The sequence below is a fragment of the Staphylococcus sp. EG-SA-14 genome (assembly GCF_017151935.1).
GTDB classification, from domain to species: domain Bacteria; phylum Bacillota; class Bacilli; order Staphylococcales; family Staphylococcaceae; genus Staphylococcus; species Staphylococcus aureus.
This window is the reverse complement of sequence record NZ_JACVZM010000020.1, coordinates 16,611-36,764: the sequence shown is the minus strand read 5'-3', so window position 1 is coordinate 36,764 and position 20,154 is coordinate 16,611. Positions and strand designations below refer to the sequence as shown.

The 20,154-nt window shown below is 34.8% G+C and carries 20 protein-coding genes; 5 read left to right on the top strand and 15 right to left on the bottom strand.

Annotated features, from left to right (window positions below; genetic code table 11):
* The first annotated feature begins 78 nt into the window (after positions 1–78).
* The 3 genes from gltC to IDG63_RS11210 all read left to right on the top strand — a co-directional run bounded on the left by gltC (position 79) and on the right by IDG63_RS11210 (position 2,975).
* Complete coding sequence (gltC, locus tag IDG63_RS11220; protein WP_000403916.1) at positions 79–963, top strand: glutamate biosynthesis transcriptional regulator GltC; 885 nt, start codon at positions 79–81, stop codon at positions 961–963.
* 114 nt (positions 964–1,077) lie between these two features.
* Complete coding sequence (locus tag IDG63_RS11215) at positions 1,078–2,196, top strand: YibE/F family protein (RefSeq protein WP_001794550.1); 1,119 nt, start codon at positions 1,078–1,080, stop codon at positions 2,194–2,196.
* Positions 2,193–2,975: a YibE/F family protein gene (locus IDG63_RS11210; protein WP_000994683.1), complete on the top strand. Its 783-nt coding sequence runs from the start codon at positions 2,193–2,195 to the stop codon at positions 2,973–2,975. The genes IDG63_RS11215 and IDG63_RS11210 overlap by 4 nt, the downstream gene beginning before the upstream one ends.
* A gap of 168 nt (positions 2,976–3,143) precedes the next feature.
* On the opposite strand, the gene IDG63_RS11205 is transcribed toward IDG63_RS11210, so the two are convergent.
* Complete coding sequence (locus IDG63_RS11205; RefSeq protein ID WP_000183659.1) at positions 3,144–3,629, bottom strand: GNAT family N-acetyltransferase; 486 nt, start codon at positions 3,627–3,629, stop codon at positions 3,144–3,146.
* Positions 3,619–4,014: an NUDIX hydrolase gene (locus tag IDG63_RS11200; RefSeq protein WP_000588532.1), complete on the bottom strand. Its 396-nt coding sequence runs from the start codon at positions 4,012–4,014 to the stop codon at positions 3,619–3,621. Before IDG63_RS11200 ends, IDG63_RS11205 begins: the two co-directional genes overlap by 11 nt.
* A gap of 148 nt (positions 4,015–4,162) precedes the next feature.
* Here IDG63_RS11200 and IDG63_RS11195 point away from each other — a divergent pair, with 148 nt between their 5' ends.
* Entirely contained in the window at positions 4,163–4,432 is a 270-nt protein-coding gene (locus IDG63_RS11195) for a hypothetical protein (protein ID WP_001129473.1), read from the top strand.
* 184 nt (positions 4,433–4,616) lie between these two features.
* Here the strand turns inward: IDG63_RS11195 and aaa are convergent, their stop codons facing one another.
* The 10 genes from aaa to IDG63_RS11145 form a co-directional block, all read right to left on the bottom strand.
* Complete coding sequence (aaa, locus tag IDG63_RS11190) at positions 4,617–5,621, bottom strand: autolysin/adhesin Aaa (RefSeq protein WP_001170264.1); 1,005 nt, start codon at positions 5,619–5,621, stop codon at positions 4,617–4,619.
* A gap of 331 nt (positions 5,622–5,952) precedes the next feature.
* Positions 5,953–6,795, bottom strand: coding sequence for a dipeptide ABC transporter glycylmethionine-binding lipoprotein (gene gmpC, locus IDG63_RS11185; RefSeq protein WP_000825541.1), 843 nt, complete (start codon positions 6,793–6,795; stop codon positions 5,953–5,955).
* 36 nt (positions 6,796–6,831) lie between these two features.
* Positions 6,832–7,491, bottom strand: coding sequence for a methionine ABC transporter permease (locus IDG63_RS11180; protein ID WP_000467995.1), 660 nt, complete (start codon positions 7,489–7,491; stop codon positions 6,832–6,834).
* A 3-nt stretch (positions 7,492–7,494) separates the two neighbouring features.
* Positions 7,495–8,520: a methionine ABC transporter ATP-binding protein gene (locus IDG63_RS11175; RefSeq protein WP_000569265.1), complete on the bottom strand. Its 1,026-nt coding sequence runs from the start codon at positions 8,518–8,520 to the stop codon at positions 7,495–7,497.
* Positions 8,521–8,813: 293 nt separating this feature from the next.
* Complete coding sequence (locus IDG63_RS11170; protein ID WP_001036646.1) at positions 8,814–9,956, bottom strand: bifunctional cystathionine gamma-lyase/homocysteine desulfhydrase; 1,143 nt, start codon at positions 9,954–9,956, stop codon at positions 8,814–8,816.
* On the bottom strand, positions 9,940–10,854 hold the full coding sequence (locus tag IDG63_RS11165) for a PLP-dependent cysteine synthase family protein (protein ID WP_000634094.1): 915 nt from the start codon (positions 10,852–10,854) through the stop codon (positions 9,940–9,942). The genes IDG63_RS11170 and IDG63_RS11165 overlap by 17 nt, the downstream gene beginning before the upstream one ends.
* Before the next feature lie 216 nt (positions 10,855–11,070).
* Entirely contained in the window at positions 11,071–12,408 is a 1,338-nt protein-coding gene (locus IDG63_RS11160) for a sodium-dependent transporter (protein WP_000828722.1), read from the bottom strand.
* 164 nt (positions 12,409–12,572) lie between these two features.
* The gene (locus IDG63_RS11155) at positions 12,573–12,686 is read right to left on the bottom strand and encodes a hypothetical protein (RefSeq protein WP_000510432.1); all 114 of its coding nucleotides are present in this window, start codon (positions 12,684–12,686) and stop codon (positions 12,573–12,575) included.
* 177 nt (positions 12,687–12,863) lie between these two features.
* Entirely contained in the window at positions 12,864–13,598 is a 735-nt protein-coding gene (locus IDG63_RS11150) for an alpha/beta hydrolase (protein ID WP_001220812.1), read from the bottom strand.
* A 36-nt stretch (positions 13,599–13,634) separates the two neighbouring features.
* Entirely contained in the window at positions 13,635–14,309 is a 675-nt protein-coding gene (locus IDG63_RS11145; protein WP_000565813.1) for a phosphatase PAP2 family protein, read from the bottom strand.
* Between the two features lie 37 nt (positions 14,310–14,346).
* Between IDG63_RS11145 and IDG63_RS11140 the strand changes: the two genes are divergently transcribed.
* Positions 14,347–14,763 carry a hypothetical protein gene (locus IDG63_RS11140; RefSeq protein WP_001789536.1) on the top strand — a complete coding sequence of 139 codons (417 nt, stop codon included), beginning with the start codon at positions 14,347–14,349 and terminating at the stop codon, positions 14,761–14,763.
* Between the two features lie 228 nt (positions 14,764–14,991).
* On the opposite strand, the gene IDG63_RS11135 is transcribed toward IDG63_RS11140, so the two are convergent.
* The 3 genes from IDG63_RS11135 to IDG63_RS11125 form a co-directional block, all read right to left on the bottom strand.
* Complete coding sequence (locus IDG63_RS11135) at positions 14,992–15,354, bottom strand: Na-translocating system protein MpsC family protein (RefSeq protein WP_000831496.1); 363 nt, start codon at positions 15,352–15,354, stop codon at positions 14,992–14,994.
* Between the two features lie 161 nt (positions 15,355–15,515).
* A complete protein-coding gene (locus tag IDG63_RS11130) occupies positions 15,516–18,221 on the bottom strand; it encodes a DUF2309 domain-containing protein (RefSeq protein WP_000211531.1) in 2,706 nt (901 codons plus the stop codon).
* 12 nt (positions 18,222–18,233) lie between these two features.
* Complete coding sequence (locus IDG63_RS11125) at positions 18,234–19,718, bottom strand: NADH dehydrogenase subunit 5 (RefSeq protein ID WP_000948292.1); 1,485 nt, start codon at positions 19,716–19,718, stop codon at positions 18,234–18,236.
* Positions 19,719–20,154: the final 436 nt, after the last annotated feature.

The following is a 20,154-nucleotide window of genomic DNA, read 5'->3' as shown; positions in this document are numbered from 1 at the left end:
TCTAAAAAATAGAACATTTATCAATAATATTGCTATAATAGTTACAAAACACTCATTTTTGGAGGTGCCTATATCGCTATGGAAATTAAACAATTAAGATATTTTATCGAGGTCGCTAAAAGAGAACATATCTCTGAAACAGCACTTGAACTAAACATTGCTCAATCAGCGATAAGCCGTCAAATTACATTATTAGAACAAGAACTTAATGTGTCTTTATTTAAAAAGCAAGGACGCAATATTACGCTCACATCTGAAGGGAAATTATTATTTAATGAAGCTCTGCGTATTATTGAACATTTAGATAGCACGATTGAACAATTTCAAAGCCATGGATTAACTAAAAATAAAAGTATCTACATTGGCTATGATGAGAGTGACGTATCCCACATGTTACTACCACTTATCCAAACGTTTCATTTACAAAATGATACACATGTCATACCGAGCTTATTAGAACATGACACAATTATAAATAGCGTATTAAATGGGAATATAGACATTGGTTTCACGGAACTTACACCAGAAATACGTAAACACAAACAATTACATATGCTACCTTTATTCGAAGAGCACTATCATTTATATGCGCCTTCAGACGATCCAATTACGATGGCGACACACCCACCATTAATTCAGTTTGAGCATAGTCATATTTATTGCTTGGCACCATTTGCCGAAACTGTAAAAAAACAATTGCGCAAGATTACTAAATCAGATGTATACACAATCAGTAGCCAACCACTTGCGCAGTATCTCCTTCGTCAAAAAGAAGGTTATATCATTTCATCACAAAATATACATTTACCAGAATCTAAATCATGGATAGATATAAAATTAGATCATACTGAATTAAAAAGAACGATATGTGCTATTACAAAGGAGCCTTATACAAAGAGTGATATTGGTATCTTATTAACACTTATTCAGCAATTAATGACTAAAACGTCTACATTCCATTAAGTAATTCGACTTTATCAATGATGATTTTCGTTTTACACTTAGCAGTAATATCTTTGAAAATAAAAAATTAAGGGCGTATAATCACCATATTAATTCATTCATAGAATTGGGGTTTTGTTTTTGAAATATAGAAATTTATTTACAAAGCCATTTAATATAATTTTAGGTTTGTTCTGCATCGCATTCATTGGTGCTATTTTATTTACATTCAATAATGAGAACTTTTACAACAAACCAATTGGTCAAATTATAGATGTCAAACATGTTTCTTCGACACCTACAAAAGATGCACAAAATAATCGTGATATTAAATATAAAAATCAATTAAAAGTCAAAATATTAAATGGTCAATTTGCTGGAGAAACGACGACGATTAATCATCAGTACGTCAAATCGCAAGCAGATTCTGAGGCATTTCGCACACACGAAAAAGTATTATTACATATTTCTAACAAGCCGAGTGATGCTTATATTATAGAAAAGAAGCGTGATACCTTAACGGTTATCATCACTGGTTTGTTCTTATTAACTGTATTATTGGTTGGTCGCAAAGTCGGACTGCAATCGATTTTATCGTTAATCTTGAATTCTATTGCCATATTAATCGCAATTTACATTCATATTCAACATAGCAATATTAATTTATTCTTACTCATGACCATTGCCATGATCTGTTCAACAATACTCACTTTATTGCTCGTTACAGGCTGGCATATGCGTACACTCATTACCATAGCCAGTACAATTATCGGAACTTTTTTGAGTATAGGTTTAACAGAATTAATCATATATATGACAGATGGTAAAGGCATTAAATATGAAACGATGAACTTTTTATCATTACCACCGAAAGATATCTTCCTAGCCTCAGTGTTAATAGGTTCACTTGGCGCTATTATGGATGTTGCAATTACAATTGCTAGTGGTATGCATGAAATTTTACAGCGTACGCCGCACATTTCAATGAGGAGATGGGCGCTTGCTGGGCGAAACATAGGCCAAGATATTATGGGAACAATGACTAACATCTTATTATTCTCATATTTATCCGGTGCACTACCTATGTTTTTAATCTTTTTAAAAAATGCCAATACAGTGACTTATACTATTTCGATGAATTGGTCGTTAGAAATTGCGCGCGCACTAACAGGTGGTATAGGTATCGTACTTACAATTCCTATCACAATATTGTTTATGGAAATATTTGAAACATTAAGGAGGGCGAAACAATGAATGCTGTATTTATATTGGCGGTATTGCTCCTCTTTCTGATGATAATTTTCGGAGGTAAAAAGGGATTCATCTCTTATTTAACCCTATTTTTAAATTTCGCTATTTTAATTATTAGTATTGTGTTGATTATTTTTGGCGTACCGATTTATGTCGTCACATTCTTTTTCTGCATTATTATTGGCGCTTGTAATTTATTCGTACTCAATAGTTACAATGTTAAAACACAAGCTGCATTTATCAGCACTATCGTTACAACAATATTGTTGATTACACTCATTTATTTATCGGTCTACTTCGGTCATCTACAAGGCTTTTCAACCGAACAACAAGATGAAACATATGTGTATTCAATGAATATTGGCATTGATATGGTTCAATTTATGGTGTTCACTATTATTCTTGCTGTTATTGCAGCTGTGATAGATTTAACGATTACCATTAGTTCACCCATTTATGAATTGCATCAAGTGAATCCAACACTTACGCAATACGAATTATTCCAATCTGGCATGCGTGTTGGTAGAGAAATTTTAGCGACATCTGCGAACACGATTTACCTTGCCTTTTTTGGTGGCCAACTTGCTTTATTTATTTGGTTTTTCAAACTTAAATATTCATTTGGTCATATTATAAACTCGAAAATATTTGCCCAAGAATTTATTTCTATTATTTTAGGCGGTATTGCCGTTGCAATCAGTATTCCGATTACGGCTTGGATTACGGCATTTTTAATAAAAAGACCATCTCGACAGCGCAAAAATGATGAGTCTATCAATTAATCGCAACTAGCAATATAACTTAAGTTAAGCGACCTGTGGATATATGTCAATTGTTCACTAGGTCGCTTTTTACTATAGTAAATTGTCCGATGATCTATAACAAAAAGCACCTTTATTCATCATTAATTGTTGTGGTCGACGATGAGTAAAGATGCTTTTAAATTTAATTTATTTTATAGTTAACGCCATAATATGAACAGGTCTTCCGATGAACATACTATCTCCCATATATTGATATCCTTGTTGGCGATAAAGTGCCATGGCATGTGGATTGTCAGTATTAACCGTTAACACAATCTCATTAATATCCTGAAATGTTGAAGTGATAAATGACGCCAATTTTTCCATTACCACTTTACCTATTCCTCTATTACGATAACGTTGATCAACACTAAATGACCTGAAAAATACTGCATCTTGGTTATCGCTAAATGGTGCGACCCCTTTTCCACGATGTAATGTAAAAAAGGCCACACATTGCTTGCCATCCATTACAACGATGGGATACCTTTCATTATCAGACATTGCAGCTGTAATATTTTCCTCTGGCGTTTTAACAAACTTCAAATCACTTTCACTTAATTGAAAAGCTTCTAACATCGAATAATCTTGTGGGACATAATGTCGTAACATGATGGTGTCATTATTTGTCATGTTTACCACCATACGTTTCAATCCAAACTTTGACAGCAGGCGCAATCAACGCATCATTATCTTTATCAATCCAGCGTATATCCGTAATTTCATTATTGATAGTTACGTTTTCCCAATTGATTTTGGTTAATGCGCGAAATCCATTTAACTCAGTTAACATATCCTGTTGTGGATATGCAGGACCTACAATTGTCCCGATATATTCAATTTCATCCATTGTTAATGTTAAATTTAATTCTTCTTTTACTTCTCTTAACAGCGCTTGTACTCGTGATTCCCCTTCTTCTATTTTACCACCTGGGAAATAATACTTTTCGCGATTCCTTACTTGAACAAGTAATATTTTATCAGCTGTTTCTTCAACTAAACAGACACATTTAATCATCTTTGACACCCCAACTTTGTGAAATCAATTTTTCAAATTATACTGTACAATTATGTTATCATATATGAGTAGTTATAGCGCAAAACGTTAGCAATTCAGCGCACCCAATTTTTCATATAAACAGAAGATACTAGGGGGAATTATTATTATGGCAAAACGTTCCAAATCACAACGTTTATCAAGTTTACTAAATGTCGCAGGTTTCATAGTCGACGGCTACAATGGCTATAAATATCATGCTAAAAATAAAAAATTAGTATATCTTTCATTAGGTTTAAGCACTGTAGGAACCGTGTTAGACTTTTACATTTCAATTAAGTCACCACGTAAGTTCAAAAAAGCAGTGGCAGTTGTTACTTTAATAACAAACGGTGCTAGATTATTTACAAGCATTCGCAAAGTAAAGCATGAATACTAATTCAGAAAAGGATTGGTCGAACATAGAACATGAAGTTCATTCGACCAATCCTTTTTCTTATACAAAAATTCCTATTACAACAATCACGACTTTGATAGCCCCGCCATAAAGTTTAGGATTCAATCCAACTTTTCAGCTTGTGAAATGTAATAGGAATTCATTATATATTTATATACGTAAGACTTTAGTGAATATATCTATAATTATTTACTTGGTAAGCTGGTACCGTTCTGTAAGTTAAAATACCTGGTGCAGCTGAATAGTTCATTTCTGAAACTAAAATACTACCATCGTTATTTACACGTTCTACAAACATAACATGACCATAATAACCTACATCTGTTTGAGCGATAGAACCTACAGTAGGTCTATTGTCGATAGTGTAACCATCTGCTGCCGCTGCGTTATCCCAGTTATTAGCATTCCACCAATAAGTACTAATACCTTTACCAATTTCAGCACGACGATTAAATACATGATATGTACATTGACCCCATGTATATAAGTTTTGGTGACTGAATACTGGTGTATTGTAACCTCTATTTGTCGTTGTTGCAGATCCTGAGTTCGTAGATGCATTACCAGTTACTTTTAATTTTTGACCCGGATATATAAAGAAATTATTTAAGCCATTTAAGCTCATAATTTTTTGATAAGTTGTACCATATTTTGATGCGATTAATGACAATGAGTCACCTGCTTGTACTGTATAGTATGATCCGCCACCTGAGTTCGTTGATGGACGGCTACTATTGCTCGCAGCGTTACTTGAGCTAGCAGTACCTGATACTTTTAATTTTTGACCTGGATAAATAAAGAAATTATTTAAACCATTAAGTCGCATAATGTTTTGGTAAGTTGTACCATATTTTGATGCGATTAATGATAATGAGTCGCCTGCTTGTACTGTGTAGTATGATCCGCCACCTGAGTTCGTTGATGGACGGCTACTATTACTCGTAGAATTACTTGAGCCAGATACTTTTAGTACTTGGTTTGGGAAAATTAGATTAGATGTTAAATTGTTTAATGACTTTAATTTAGCAATCGAAATCCCATACTTATTTGAAATTGCCCACACTGATTCACCCGGTTTTACTGTGTGAGTTGTAGCCGCATTTGCTTGAGTTGCCGCAACAGCGCTAATCGCGCTTGTCCCAATAATAGCTGCAATTACTTTTTTTTGCACTTTAAAATCCTCCTCTTGCTTAACTTTCCTAACATTCTTTTATCCGAATTTATGAATACTACATCATTATACGATTTTATTATGTATAATAGGTTGATGTTTGATGACATTATGATTACAAAAAAATCATATACTGTATCATCAAATTTTATAATTACCCCTTAAAATTATTACAACTTATTAGATTTTACAATATCTAAATTATTACAATTTCATAATATTTCACTATAAAATGATTACATTCCCTTTCTCTATTGGAAATAATTTTGTTGTCAAACAATAACGCCCTACAAACATAAGCATGAACTTTGCTTGTAGGACGCAATATAATTTATTTTGCTAATGACGTTTCTATTGCCTTAATCTCATCTTTAGATAAATTAACAGGTTTCTCTCCATCTTTGACATCTTCCTGCAACGCTTTTTGAGCTTCTTTTGAATGATACAATTCTACGATTTTAGCATATGTTTTGTTATCCAAGTCTTTGTCATTAACTGCAACAATATTAATATATGGCTTTACAGCATCTGAATTTGATTTTTCTAAAAATATCGGATCATTTTTAGGATCTTTACCCGCTTTAGTTGCTACACCATTATTAATAACTGCAATATCGACATCAGATAAAGCACGCGCAGTTTGTTGTGCATCTACTGCAGTAATTTTTAAATGTTTTGGATTTGACGTTATATCTTTCACCGTGCCTGCCAAACCGAAATCTTTTTTCAGTTTTATTAAACCAGCTGCTTCTAATAGTTTAAGTGCACGTGCTTGGTTTGATACATCATTTGGAATGACAACTTTAGCACCATCTTTAACCTTTTTGACATCTTTAATTTTATCTGAGTAAATGCCCAACGGTGCTAAAACTGTTGTACTCAATGCTGAAATCTTTGTTCCTTTATGTGCCTTCTTATACTGATCTAAAAATGCAAAATGTTGGAATGCATTCATATCAATATCACCATCGTTTAATGCTTTATTCGGTAAATTGTAATCGGAGAAGTGCTTAATCTCCAGATCAATATCATCTTTTTTAGCTAATTCTTTAACCTTCTCCCAAACCTTAGTATCATTTGATGCGACACCAATTGTTACTTTTTTATCATTGTTACTACCACACGCTGCTAATAATACAAGTGCTACGATAACTAACCCAATCAATCTTTTCATTCTATCAATTCCTTTCAAAATCTTCACTATATATCATTAATGTCTACGTATGAGTCTAGCTAGGACATTCCCTAGCGTTTGAATCACTTGGACAATAATGACTAATACAATAACGGTAATAATAATGACCGTCGTATCAAATCTTTGATAACCATACACTAAAGCTAAGTCTCCTATACCACCACCGCCAACAGCTCCTGCCATCGCCGTACTTCCAATAAGTCCAATAATCGCAGTGGTAATTGCTAATACTAATGAACCTAACGCTTCAGGAATTAAAAAATATCTAATGATTTGTAGTGGTGAAGCGCCCATCGCTTTCGCCGCTTCAATAATCCCCTCGTCTACTTCCAATAATGAGTTTTCAACAAGTCTTGCAATGTAAGGTGCCACATATACAGTTAAAGGCACGATGGCAGCAGTCGTACCAATTGAAGTACCTACTACTAATTTTGTGAATGGCACAATCGCAATTAACAAAATAATAAATGGTAGTGATCTTAAAATATTGATTAAAGGATTTAAAACTTGATGTATCACTATATTGGGCCATATGCCTTGTTTTCGAGTAATTACCAATAAGACACCTAATGGAATACCAATCACTGCTCCTAAAAATAAAGCAATAGATACCATATATAGCGTTTCGTATAATGCTTGTAATAACTGTGCACTGTCTAAATCAGAACCAAACATATGTTAATGCACCTCCTCAAATTGAATATTTTTCTCTTTGAAATATTGATTTATTGCCGTGTCATCAAATTGTTGATCCATATTAAATCGAAGCCACATATAACATACGGTGTTACCTTGTATTTCTGACATAGATGAAAATAAAATTTTAACCTCTCTACCACAAATTTGAATCAAGTCATTTATAATCGGTTGTGTCACCTGAGTTTCCTCGACGAAGATTTTATAATCTTTAAAATCGCCAACTTGTTCGTCATTCAATCGACGAATCAATGATGGGCTCGGCTCAGTTTGAATAACTGTAGACACAAAATTTTGAGCAATCGTCGTTTTAGGGTGACTAAATACCTCTTTAACAGTCCCTGTTTCAACCACTTGCCCCTTTTCCATTACAGCAACACGATTACAAATGTCTTTAATAACGCGCATTTCATGTGTAATCATCATAATTGTAATGCCAAAGGTTTGATTGACATTCTTTAATAACGTCAATATCGAAGCAGTCGTTGCTGGATCCAATGCGCTTGTTGCTTCATCGCATAGGAGTATTTTCGGATTAGTAACAAGCGCTCTTGCAATAGCCACCCTTTGCTTCTGCCCACCAGATAATTCATCAGGAAATTGGTCTTTTTTATCACTCAATCCTACAAATTCAAGCATTTCCGTTACTCGTTGCTTAATTTCTGTTTTGCTTTTCTTACTTAAAATGAGTGGCATTGCTACATTTTTAAATACCGTAGCTGAATTTAATAAATTGAAATGCTGAAATATCATACCGATATCTTTCTTAATATCCCTCATCATTTTATCGCTATAATTCGTAATATCATGTCCATCTACAATCACTTGTCCATTCGAGGCAGCTTCAAGATGATTCACGAGTCTTACCAACGTACTTTTTCCTGCACCACTATATCCAATCACACCAAAAATATCATTGCGATTGACCGTAAATGATACGTCCTTCAAAGCATCTATTGTTTGCTTTTTCTTATGAAATGATTTACTAACTTGTCGAAACTCAATCATCATCGCCCCTCCTACAAATTCTTATTAATCCACTAGGAATAAGAGCATTATATGTAAAATTGCATATATCGTCAATACAATTTGCCGAATTTTCTAAAAAATTAAAAAATAAGTAATTCATGAGACAATGACGAATTGTGAGACTACTATGACATTTATCAAATTAAATCCATAAAAATGTCCACCAAACCTCCACAACGCAATTACTAAATATTAGCATCGCACAAAAAAGCACTAGCATTTTCAAAATCAATTTAAGTTGATCTTAAAATATATGCTAGTGCTGCTATTATTTATAGCGTATCTAGTGCTTGTTTTAAATCATCGACTAAATCTTCAGTATCTTCAATACCTACAGAAATTCTTACAAGTCCGTCTGTAATACCTTCTTTAGCTCGAATATCTGCTGGAATGGATGCATGTGTCATCAATGCAGGTACTGAAATTAAACTTTCCACTGCACCTAAACTTTCAGCTAATGTGTAATACGATGTTGCTTTAATCAATTGTTTGGCACTTTCTGTATCTTTCACTTCAAATGCAATCACACCTGTATGGCCATCCGCTTGAGCCATATGGACATCATGATTTAAATGACTTTCAATACTTGGGTGGAACACTTGTTGCACAGCTGGATGTGCTTGTAACATTTTAATAATTTCAATAACACTGCGATTAATTTGTTCCATACGTAAACCTAATGTTTTAATACCCCTCACAAGTAAATAGCTATCTTGAGGTCCTAAAATACCACCTGTTGAATTTGAAATAAATGCTAAACGTTCTGCAAGCTTGTCATCCGATGTTGCAACTAAACCAGCAACGACATCACTATGTCCACCTAAATATTTCGTTGCAGAATGTAAGACAATATCGATGCCTAAATCTAATGGATTCTGATAATAAGGTGTCATAAATGTGTTATCAACGACTGAAATCAAACCGTGTTCTTTCGCAATTTCAGCAGACTTTTTAATGTCAGTAACACGTAATAATGGATTAGAAGGTGTTTCAATAAACAACATCTTTGTTGTTGGGCGTATCGCTTGTACAATTGAATCTGTATGCGTTGTATCTACAAAATCCACTTCAATGCCAAATCGTGTAAATACTTTTGTCAATGCGCGATAAGTACCGCCGTATACATCTGAATTTAAAATAATATGATCACCTTTGTCCAACAGCATAACAACTGCACTGATAGCTGCAACACCTGAACTAAACGCAAAGCCATGTTTGCCATTTTCTAATGCCGCAATAACGCTTTCTACAGAACTTCTTGTTGGATTCGCAGTACGAGAATATTCATATCCTTGACGTAAATCACCAATATCATCTTGTAAATATGTACTTGTTTGATAAATTGGTGTTGTAACGGCACCTGTATAATCGTCTGTTGTGTGCCCACCATGAATTAATTTAGTTTTCTTGTTCATTATTATTCTCCTCATATTCAAATATTTGTTTAGACATATAGCGATCACTACCATCTGGAAATACGACAACAATCGTACCTTCAGTTAGTTGCGCTTTTAAATTCAATGCACCTTGTAATGCTGCACCTGAAGAACTGCCTACTAACAACCCTTCATTTATAGCCAAACTTTTGACATTTCGAAAGGCATCTTGATCTTTAATCGTAAATATCCCATCTACAAGACGTCTCTCTAAAAATATCGGCCATTTCTCAGAACCGATACCTTCAGTGTCATGTGCATGAGCTGGCCCTCCATTTAACACGGACCCTTCTGGCTCAACGGCAAAACATTGCACGTGATGTTGCTTTAAATAACGTGCGGTACCTGTAAATGTACCGCCAGAGCCAATACCAGCCACAAAATAATCAATTTGCTGTAATGCTGAAGTCAATTCGGGTCCCAATGTATGAAAATATGTATCCGGATTATGTTCGGATTCAAATTGATTCATATAAACGGCACCATATTTTTCAGCATAGGAACGTGCAGCTAATTGTGCCCCATGCATACCTTCAGACTGACTCGTCCTTGAAACATCTGCACCAAGCGCTATCATAATATTAATCTTTTCTTCTGAAAAACCATACGGCGCAAAGATCTTACATTTCAAATGATGTCTATTCGCTGCAATAGCTAACCCTATGCCTGTATTACCAGCAGTCGCTTCAACAATAGTTTGACCTGCACGCACACGCCCTTCTTGAATTGCCTTCTCTACTAAATATTTCCCGAGTCTGTCTTTAACACTGCCTCCAGGATTCCATTGTTCAAGCTTGGCATAAATTTTAACTTTATCATCACTATAATGTTCTAACAGTACTAATGGTGTATTGCCAATTAAATCATAAGTAATCATAGATGCACCCTCATCTGACATGCCGATCAAATGAATGAAACCTTTCTTCATGTCTCAATTTTAATTCTTACTTTTTAGATAAGAATTATAAACGACATTTTGTTATTTTGCAATTATCTAAGTTTCGATTAATTCAGAACCAGTACTAACTTTTCAATTCCAAACAAAAAAACACCTGAGCAACACAAATACTTGTGTGTCAGATGCTTCTATATATTAACTAAATAATTGCACGATAAAGACTAAAATAATAACGACAGGCATCGCATACTTAATTAAGTAATACCAACCACTGAATAATCTAAATCGATCTTTACCAAAATATTGTTGTAATAATTTTTTATCTAATAATTGTCCTACGACAAGCGTAGTACCTAATGCGCCTAATGGCATCAATACATTCGAAACGATGAAATCCATATTATCAAAAATCGTTCCCGCACCGAATCTTACATCTTTTAAGATACCAAAAGATAAGGTTGCTGGAATACTAATGATAAATACTAAAATACTACCGATCACTGCGACTTTTTTACGTTTTGTATTGTCATTCTTCGTGAAGTTAGAAACATTTAATTCTAATAAAGAAATAGATGACGTTAAAGCCGCAAATAAGAACAGCACTAAGAATCCCAAATAGAATAATGTGCCTAGATGCATTTGACTAAAGACCATTGGTAGTACTTTAAATAATAATCCAGGCCCTTCTTGTGGTTCATAGCCAAAACTATGTAACGCCGGAAATATAGCTAGACCTGCCAATACAGATACAAAGATATTCATAACAACGATAGAAATAGCTGATGACTTAATCGTCATGTCTTTAGAGGCATAACTCGCATAAGTAATCATACCTGTAGTTCCTAATGATAACGTAAAGAATGATTGGCCTAGCGCAAACAAGATACCGTCAGCAGTAATCTCTGATACTCTTGGTTGTAAAATAAATTTCACACCTTCTAAGGCACCATCTAATGTTAAAGACTTAATCACAATGATGATTAAAAAGACAAACAGCAATGGCATCATAACTTTCGATGCCTTTTCTAATCCTTTTTCAACACCTAACATGACAATAATCATCGTAGCGAATATAAATATACCTTGCCCTAGAACGGTTAACCAAGGATTTGATATTACCGCTTCAAAATTCATTTCTTGGAGATGATTGATGCGTTGAAATATAACTAATTGCCATAATACTTGTCCGATGTAAATGACAATCCAACCACCGATAACACTATAGAAGCCAAATAAAATAAACACTGCCAAATTACCGTTCCAGCCAATGATATTGAGCCATTTTTTACCAGTTAATTTACTATATATTTGTGTTGTATATGTCCGTCCCATTTTCCCAACAGTGAATTCCATAATGAGTAATGGTAACCCAACAAAAATGGTGAATATTAAGAACATAGCTAGAAAGGCACCGCCGCCATAAATCCCTGCCATATATGGGAATTTCCACATGGCACCAAGACCGATTGCAGAACCCGCACTAGCTAAAATAAATCCAGTTGATGACTTCCATTGTGATTGTTGTCTTTTCATCATTCACATCTCCTTTAAAGCGTTAAAGCGTCTACGTGTTTAAGTAACACTCTAACATGTATGTAAATAACATGCAATACACCTGCATCAAAATTGTTTCATTAATACGGTAGCGCCTGTATTTATCATAATATAGTCAACTCTTGTAATGTGTTGTCATTACGCTACATTAAAATTTCTGGTTCAACGCTGTATACGTGCGCCAATATCTCGCCACATACAACACCATCTATATCCCCAACATCTCGCCACATAACAACTTCAGGTGCAATGCCCATAAAATTTCCACGACATTACAATACAAATCAACTTCTGGTATAACTCCATAATATTTCCACGACATTACAATACAAATTAACTTTAGCTAAGTTCCCTATACTATCACGCCACAAAAAACACTCAAATGACAAATATAATAACATCGTCACTCAAGTGTTAATTTTTAAAATCTTCAATTATCTTAAAGCATTGAAAAAGCGAATAACATTTTCTTCTAAAATATCTCTGCCTTCTCCATGCGTCATTAAATGATGCGAATCCTTCAGACCATTTAATTCTTTGTCTACTGATCCTAAATGTTCATAAATAAAGTGTGCACTTGTTTCATAGGATGGCGCATCTTTACCACCAAATAATATATTAGCTGGCATTTTAATAACATTTAAATTTGTCATGATATCATCAATAAAATGTTGAAACTTCGTAATTTCACCTTCATAATCATCAATTGCTGCTAATTGCGCACTCGATGCTTGCTGATCTAAATTTAAAATATTCGACATGCGTTGACTATAATAAACTAAATGTTCTATTAAGCCATCGTCACTCTTTTCCTTTGGTGCTGACATGACAGCGATACGTTTCAAAGGATAGTGTTGCGCCAATTTTAATGTCATTAATCCACCTAAAGACACACCCGTTGCACTGATAGATTCATAACCTTCATTGACTAAAAATTGGTAAGCTTTCTCAACTTCTTCCCACCAATCATCTACATTATATGTCATGAAATCTTTCAACAATAAACCATGACCTGGATAATTCGGTGCATAACAACTAAATCCTTGGTCATTTAACTCAGCTGCAAGATGCTTCACATCCCGATTTGTACCTGTAAATGAATGTAATAATAATATCGCATGTCCATTTGTGCCTTTTAAATAAGATGGACTCGGTGTTTTAATTCTCATTTTTCTATATACCTCCACTATGTCTAAAGATGTTTGCTAAACGCGTTGTCGTCGATGATTAATAAAGTATGGGTATACCATTAAGAATAACGCTACCCAAATGATTGCTAGTGACGTGCCGCCAATGACATCTGAAAAGTAATGTGCATGAAAATAAAGGCGACAAAATAATATGCTAAGCCATAATATTCCCATAACCAACGCACTCAACACTTTTGTTATTGTCTTAGCAGCAACTGAAATAATAATGATCATTAAGGCGAAATATAATAATGTGCTGGCGTTGGAATGTCCACTCGGAAATGAAAAGCCTGTATCAACGGCTAAATGATTATATGGTCTTGGACGTAATACAGTATCTTTAATTAATTTGTTCATGATGACACCTGAAACCAAATATGTCACAAACCAAACCGCTAAATGCCTCTGTTTAATAAACAGTATGATTGTGACGATAATGGAAATCAACACGACACCTTTGACATCTCCAATTTCCGCACTAAACGTCATATAGTAATTAAACAAATTGTTAACATACTGACGTTGTGGCTCACCGAAATAATCTGTAAACCATGTTAATGATCCCATATCTATATTTTTAAGCCATTCTTGATTTGTCACTACACCGTAAAACATACCTATAAATACAATCAGCGCGATTAAAAATAAAGGCACGGTCATTTTCGGTGATGTTAATTTTTTATCTATCATCTTACTATCTCCTCGTATCATCATTTTTATTTTACAAATGTTATCCATAATATCAATGTGCCACAAATTTCACTTTACCGACAATATCAAAATTATAAAGTTCATATTGTTATGTATATTGCAAATAAAACATTGTATAATTGAAATAACAATATTTTGCTATTTTCAATTTAGTACGATTTATATTTATTATACAGAGGGGGTAAGGCGTATCAATAGAGTTATTTTTGTCTATATAGCGTTAATCATTACATTAGTTAGATTCTTTACCCCTATTCATCCATCGTTTTCAAATTTGATTTACTGGATATTTGTATTATATTTTATTCCTATTATACTATGCGTTATCGGTTTCAAGGCCGAAAAACTTATTGCAACAATGGTCATTATACCTAATTTTTTAGGAATACTTTATCGATTATATGCCTACGTCACACATATACTCTTTATGTAAAAGGATAGTGGGCATGTCTCGCAACAAATATGCTTGCGTTGACTTGTCACCATTCGCAAATTTTATGACATACGCCTTTCACGGGCTATATTCAGACCCACGCATTCATCCACGTAATAAACACATCATATAATAGAAAAACAGCACACCCAAATATATGGCGTTGCGCTGTTTAACCAAACATACTTCTATAGCTTTAATAAGCCAGCAGAAGCATACCTAACCTTCTTAAATATGCTTTTCCAAATTATCCTCAAGTTTGAATACGATAATACGTTCACCTGTAACTGTACTTAAATCACTGTGGAAGCTCATCACTTTGATACCTGTAATTTTAAGAATGATATCATTCAAATCTTGCTCACCGGATTCAACTAATTCAGAACGTGTTCGTTTAATATTTAGTAATCCTTCATTCGTACTACACACACGATATTCTGCTGGCGTTAAGATACCTTGTAAACTAATAATCACCATATCTCTTAAAATGTCTGATTTAACCGACAAGGAACCTCTGCCAAGGAAATCTTTTTCCCATTGCGTAATGGCTTTACTGATTTCAGCTTCGATTTCACCTTTCGTTCTTTTCATATCACTAACTCCAATAATATTAAAATTGATTACTTCATCTTTGTATCGTTATCACGACATCAACTATTACATTAAGTTTATCATTTTTAGTATATTTTAAGAAGCTAGAACATTGTAAATATGATGATATATTAGTTACTTAGCATCGCAACATATCATCGTTAAATCCAACTTTTAAAACGCCCTTCCTCATTAACGCTCATTAAACGCAGCCAATGATTAGACACCTTCCTAGCGAAATGCTCATTATTCGCGAGTAGTCTAGCTACAACATAGTCGGGTGCCTGAATAACGACAAGCAAACGAATTGGCGAATGATACATCGTTCGATCAGCAGCCATAACAGATTGCCATGATAAGCCATACATCAGATCACTCGCATTACCTTGCATGACACCAACACCTGACGTGACGGTTTGTGTCGCTTTATTCCCACTTCCGTAAAAATGCGGCGCAACTGTCGACGCATAATATTGTAAATTAATCCATTGTGCCACAAGTGCCGGACCAGAAATGATGGTATTTAATAATGTGCCATCTTTATCTTTACGCCAATCATAATTGTGTAAAAATGTCCGCCCTTCTAAATCAATGCCTTTTGTTAATTGGCGTCGTCCAATTATAAATGATGCATTTTTAGCCAAGCCCCATTCTGGACGTACCTCACTCCAATCACTCGCAAACCGCTGTGCTTCTTCCACTGGATGATTCACACGACCAATCGTTGGCAGTTTGTCCAAACGTTCGCGATTCGCGTGTTCAGAAATCATCGGCATCGCGTCATTCAATGATTCATATGCATCTAGAGCTAAAGCTGATAATGTGTCTGGCACATATACCCATGCCAACGTATCAGTAGACGTATGATGTTCTGCTGCCGCAAAAACAGTTGTCTCTGGAATATACACACCTGATTGTTTTAATCCTTGTCTGACATTTGGACGATTACATATCATCGCTAATAACTTAGCATTAAAACCGCTTGATGCGCCACCACAAGCCCCACATTCAAGTGATGCATGATGTGGATTATTGTGAGAATGACTAGCATGACCTGCTAACACAACGAACGGCGCAAATGCTTCGGTTAAATCCATCAATTTCAACGCTTGTAACGCGAAATCAATTTGCTCTTGCTCAGTAAATCCAACAGGTAAGTCTGATGTTCGGTCAAACTCACGATCAATCGTCAACTTTGTTTCAGGCTTTTTCAACCATTTTTGTTTTATCTTTTGTAAAGACGCGCGACTTTTTCTAGGCATAATCGAATTGACAATGGTACTCAAGCTTAAAAATGGCCCACTTAATTCAGGCAATAACAGACTAGGCATGACATTATTTTTCATCAATTTAAATGTGTAAAACATCGATGACATTGTCTGTTGCTGTTGTCGATAAACATTCATATCGTAGCGGTCTGCAAATTCTTTAATGCGATATGCCGGCGGTACCATGACAGGTAATGAATCATGTTTGAATTGTTCGTCTACGGCATCTTTTTGAATAGGTAATCCAAAGAAACCTGCAATACCAATCGTTTCAAAGGGACCTGCTGCTTCGATATGTCTACGAAATGGTTCTGAACGAACATCTATACAAAATGCAATTTGCACTTTCGTTGATGTGCCCACCTGATTTAGCTCGCTATTATTTTCATCAACTGCTTGTGTATCATTTAACGATACTGAATGTAACTGATTAGCGTTGTCATTTTCCGAAACATTTACTTGATTTGCATCTAATGCGCCCGCCACACTTTCATGACCTGCTTTAATTTTTTGTTTTAACTGAGATTCGTATGTCATTTCCCAGGCAATTAGCCATAAATTTTTAAATACATTTTTATTCATAGTTGCTGCAAAATGAATAAACGTTTGAATTTCATTGACGTCATGTTGTAGTAATACATCGCTAGGCATATCACTGTAGTAACACCATGATGCAACAGTTTGCTTAAACCAATTTTCCGATCTACTTTCACAATCTTTAGCGACTGACTTAAACTCATCACCAACTAGCAATTGTTCGACAACTAATCGAATTGCCAAATAATCCGTTAACAAATGTTGTTCAAAGTGATGCTGTTGTGAACGGTAATACAACATACCTGCCCAACCCGGTAACGCCAAAAGATGTCCTTCAACATAAGCTTGGTAGTCTTCCTGATCTATTGAAAAATGAGTTAATACTGACTCTATCGTCATTTCAGGATCATTGGGTAAGCCTTTAATCACTTGGCGCTGTGCTTTAGTAAAACTATGGTCATGTTGCGCTAAATGCAACCATGCATGGTAAAAACTTTGCTCTCGCTTCGGCATTGTCCAACTCGATAGAAATTGATCGATATAAAGTTTCGTCCATTTAATCATTTGACGATTCACTTGTTCGCTAAGTGGCTCACCTTGTTCATCTATTATTGCATCACTCATCGGACGTACATCATAGTGATGATATGAATCAGCCATATCACGTTTTGATTTTTCTAATAGTAGATCAGCAACAACATCAACATTTGAATGATTCATATATGATGCAGGTACGTCTTTTAATGTTTTAATGTTATCAATATAAAGATTGATGTAGTGTTGCGGGATATTGTAGTGATGTTCAAGTAACATATCAGTAACAAGTTGATTAAAGACACTTTCATCTAATTCACCACGTGCCACAGCACTTTCTATTAATGCTTTATTTGGGAAAATATCCACATCTCGAACATCACGTAACCATTTTGCGACATCTTCAAACGTATCCGCTTCTAATCCTTCCCATGGATTTCGTGCTGCAAAAATCGAAATCGGTGATAATGGTGTAATAACACGTTTCGCATTTTCAATGACTGAATTGATATTTAACTGCGTTGTCATACCTTTCACCTCCTATAAATACTTCTTCAAATAATTCGGATGACTTTCTATCGCTTTCGAGCGTGCTTCACCTAGATTAACTAACCACACGTACAATACCGCAAAAGTCTTAGAGTATCGATGACGCGCTACCCAGATACTCAATAAACTACCAAATATTAATATGACAACACTAATGATGACACTAATTGTAGGCGGCGTTGTCGCATGTGTTGTTATATTTTGTAATACATCGTAAAAATAATTATGTGTGATGATGTAGATAAATGTCACAATTGAAATCAAAATCATGCCAACCAGACGTGCCATACGCCCTTTACTAAAGGCTACCATTTGATTCCAAGATACAAGTAATGACCATGCTAGAATGAGTGCACTTAACACTTCATATGCACTTCTGTCACTACTCATCCAAAACAGAAATGCCACGATAATAGCTAATACACGCCCCATGACAATCCAGCCATAAGCGTCTTTAGCAGATGCTTGTTTTGGAATATTGAATCGCTTCACGATAGAACCTGATTGTAAAAATAATGTTGCTTTAAAAATACCGTGCAATATTAAATGTATAATCGCTGCTGAATATACACCAAGTGCGCATTGAACTAACATAAAGCCCATTTGACTCATCGTAGAGCCCACTAATTGGCGTTTATAGTCAACTTGAACCAAGCTAATACCCGATCCTAACAATACAGAAATACTAGAAAGGATAAGTAATAATGATAATGCAAATCCATTATCAAATATCGGCGCAAAACGAGTTAGAATAACACCACCTGCATTCACAATTCCTGCATGCATAATTGCCGATACTGGCGTTGGTGCTGTTACAGATTCAATCAACCATCGATGAAATGGAAATTGTGCTGCCGGTATCATGACAGCTAATACAAGTAGTACATTCGTCAACAATGACCATGTCGGATGCGCTATATGTTGTGGTACCCGCCACTCGCCAGTCGCAATATAAATAGTTACAATTGCTCCAACGAATGCAAGCCAACCACATAAAAATGTCATACTTGATAATTTCGCAGACTCACGTGGCACTTTCCAAAAACGATTAACGTTCATCAGCAATGTTAAACATAATAATGTCATACCCCAGCAGAGTGCCATCAGTCTTAAGTCTTCAGACATCCATGCTAAAGATGCAAACGACGTAATCGCAGTGAACAATGGAAAGTAATGTCTATAATGATGATCACCTAGTAAATATCGCATTGAAAACTTTTGAATAATAAAGCCAAGCGCCATTACAAAGCCAGCTAATAACCAAGATAAACGATCTATTTTAAATGGGCCTAAGACATGTTGACCATGAATACCGAAAAAGCCAATGACTGCAAATAATACTGGCATGACTAGTATGTATAAATGTAATTTAATATATCTCATTGGCATAACTGGTGCTAAAAACAACAAACCACTTATCAATGCAATGATAAGCGCAATAACAAACAGTGAAAATAGCAATTGAAAACTTAACACTGCATAACCTCCTTATTTCTAATCTCTCGCATAATTGCTTATGTATAAAAATAAAAACCTACAATAGTAGATTCTGTACATAATGGCAGAAAATTTACTATTGCAGGTTTCAGTTTAACTAGACACTGCATCACGGTACGTTGATATACCTTGTTGCAGTGTTCTCTTTAAGCGTGCTCCCATGCACATATGTATATAAAATGTTACTTCTGTCTGTTCAATTCATCTTCATAAATATGCTTTGCCTAGACGAGACCTAACGTGTTATTCGTTTTAAACTTATAACATAAAATATAATTAAATTTCTGCTTCATGTCAAATTCATGAGCTTAACCTCTATTAAACCAATGATTGTAAAGATTTTGTAAATGCACCTGTACAGTTAGGCAGTATTTCCCGTCCTTTTAAAATAAAAAATTCGCAGTTATGACCATAA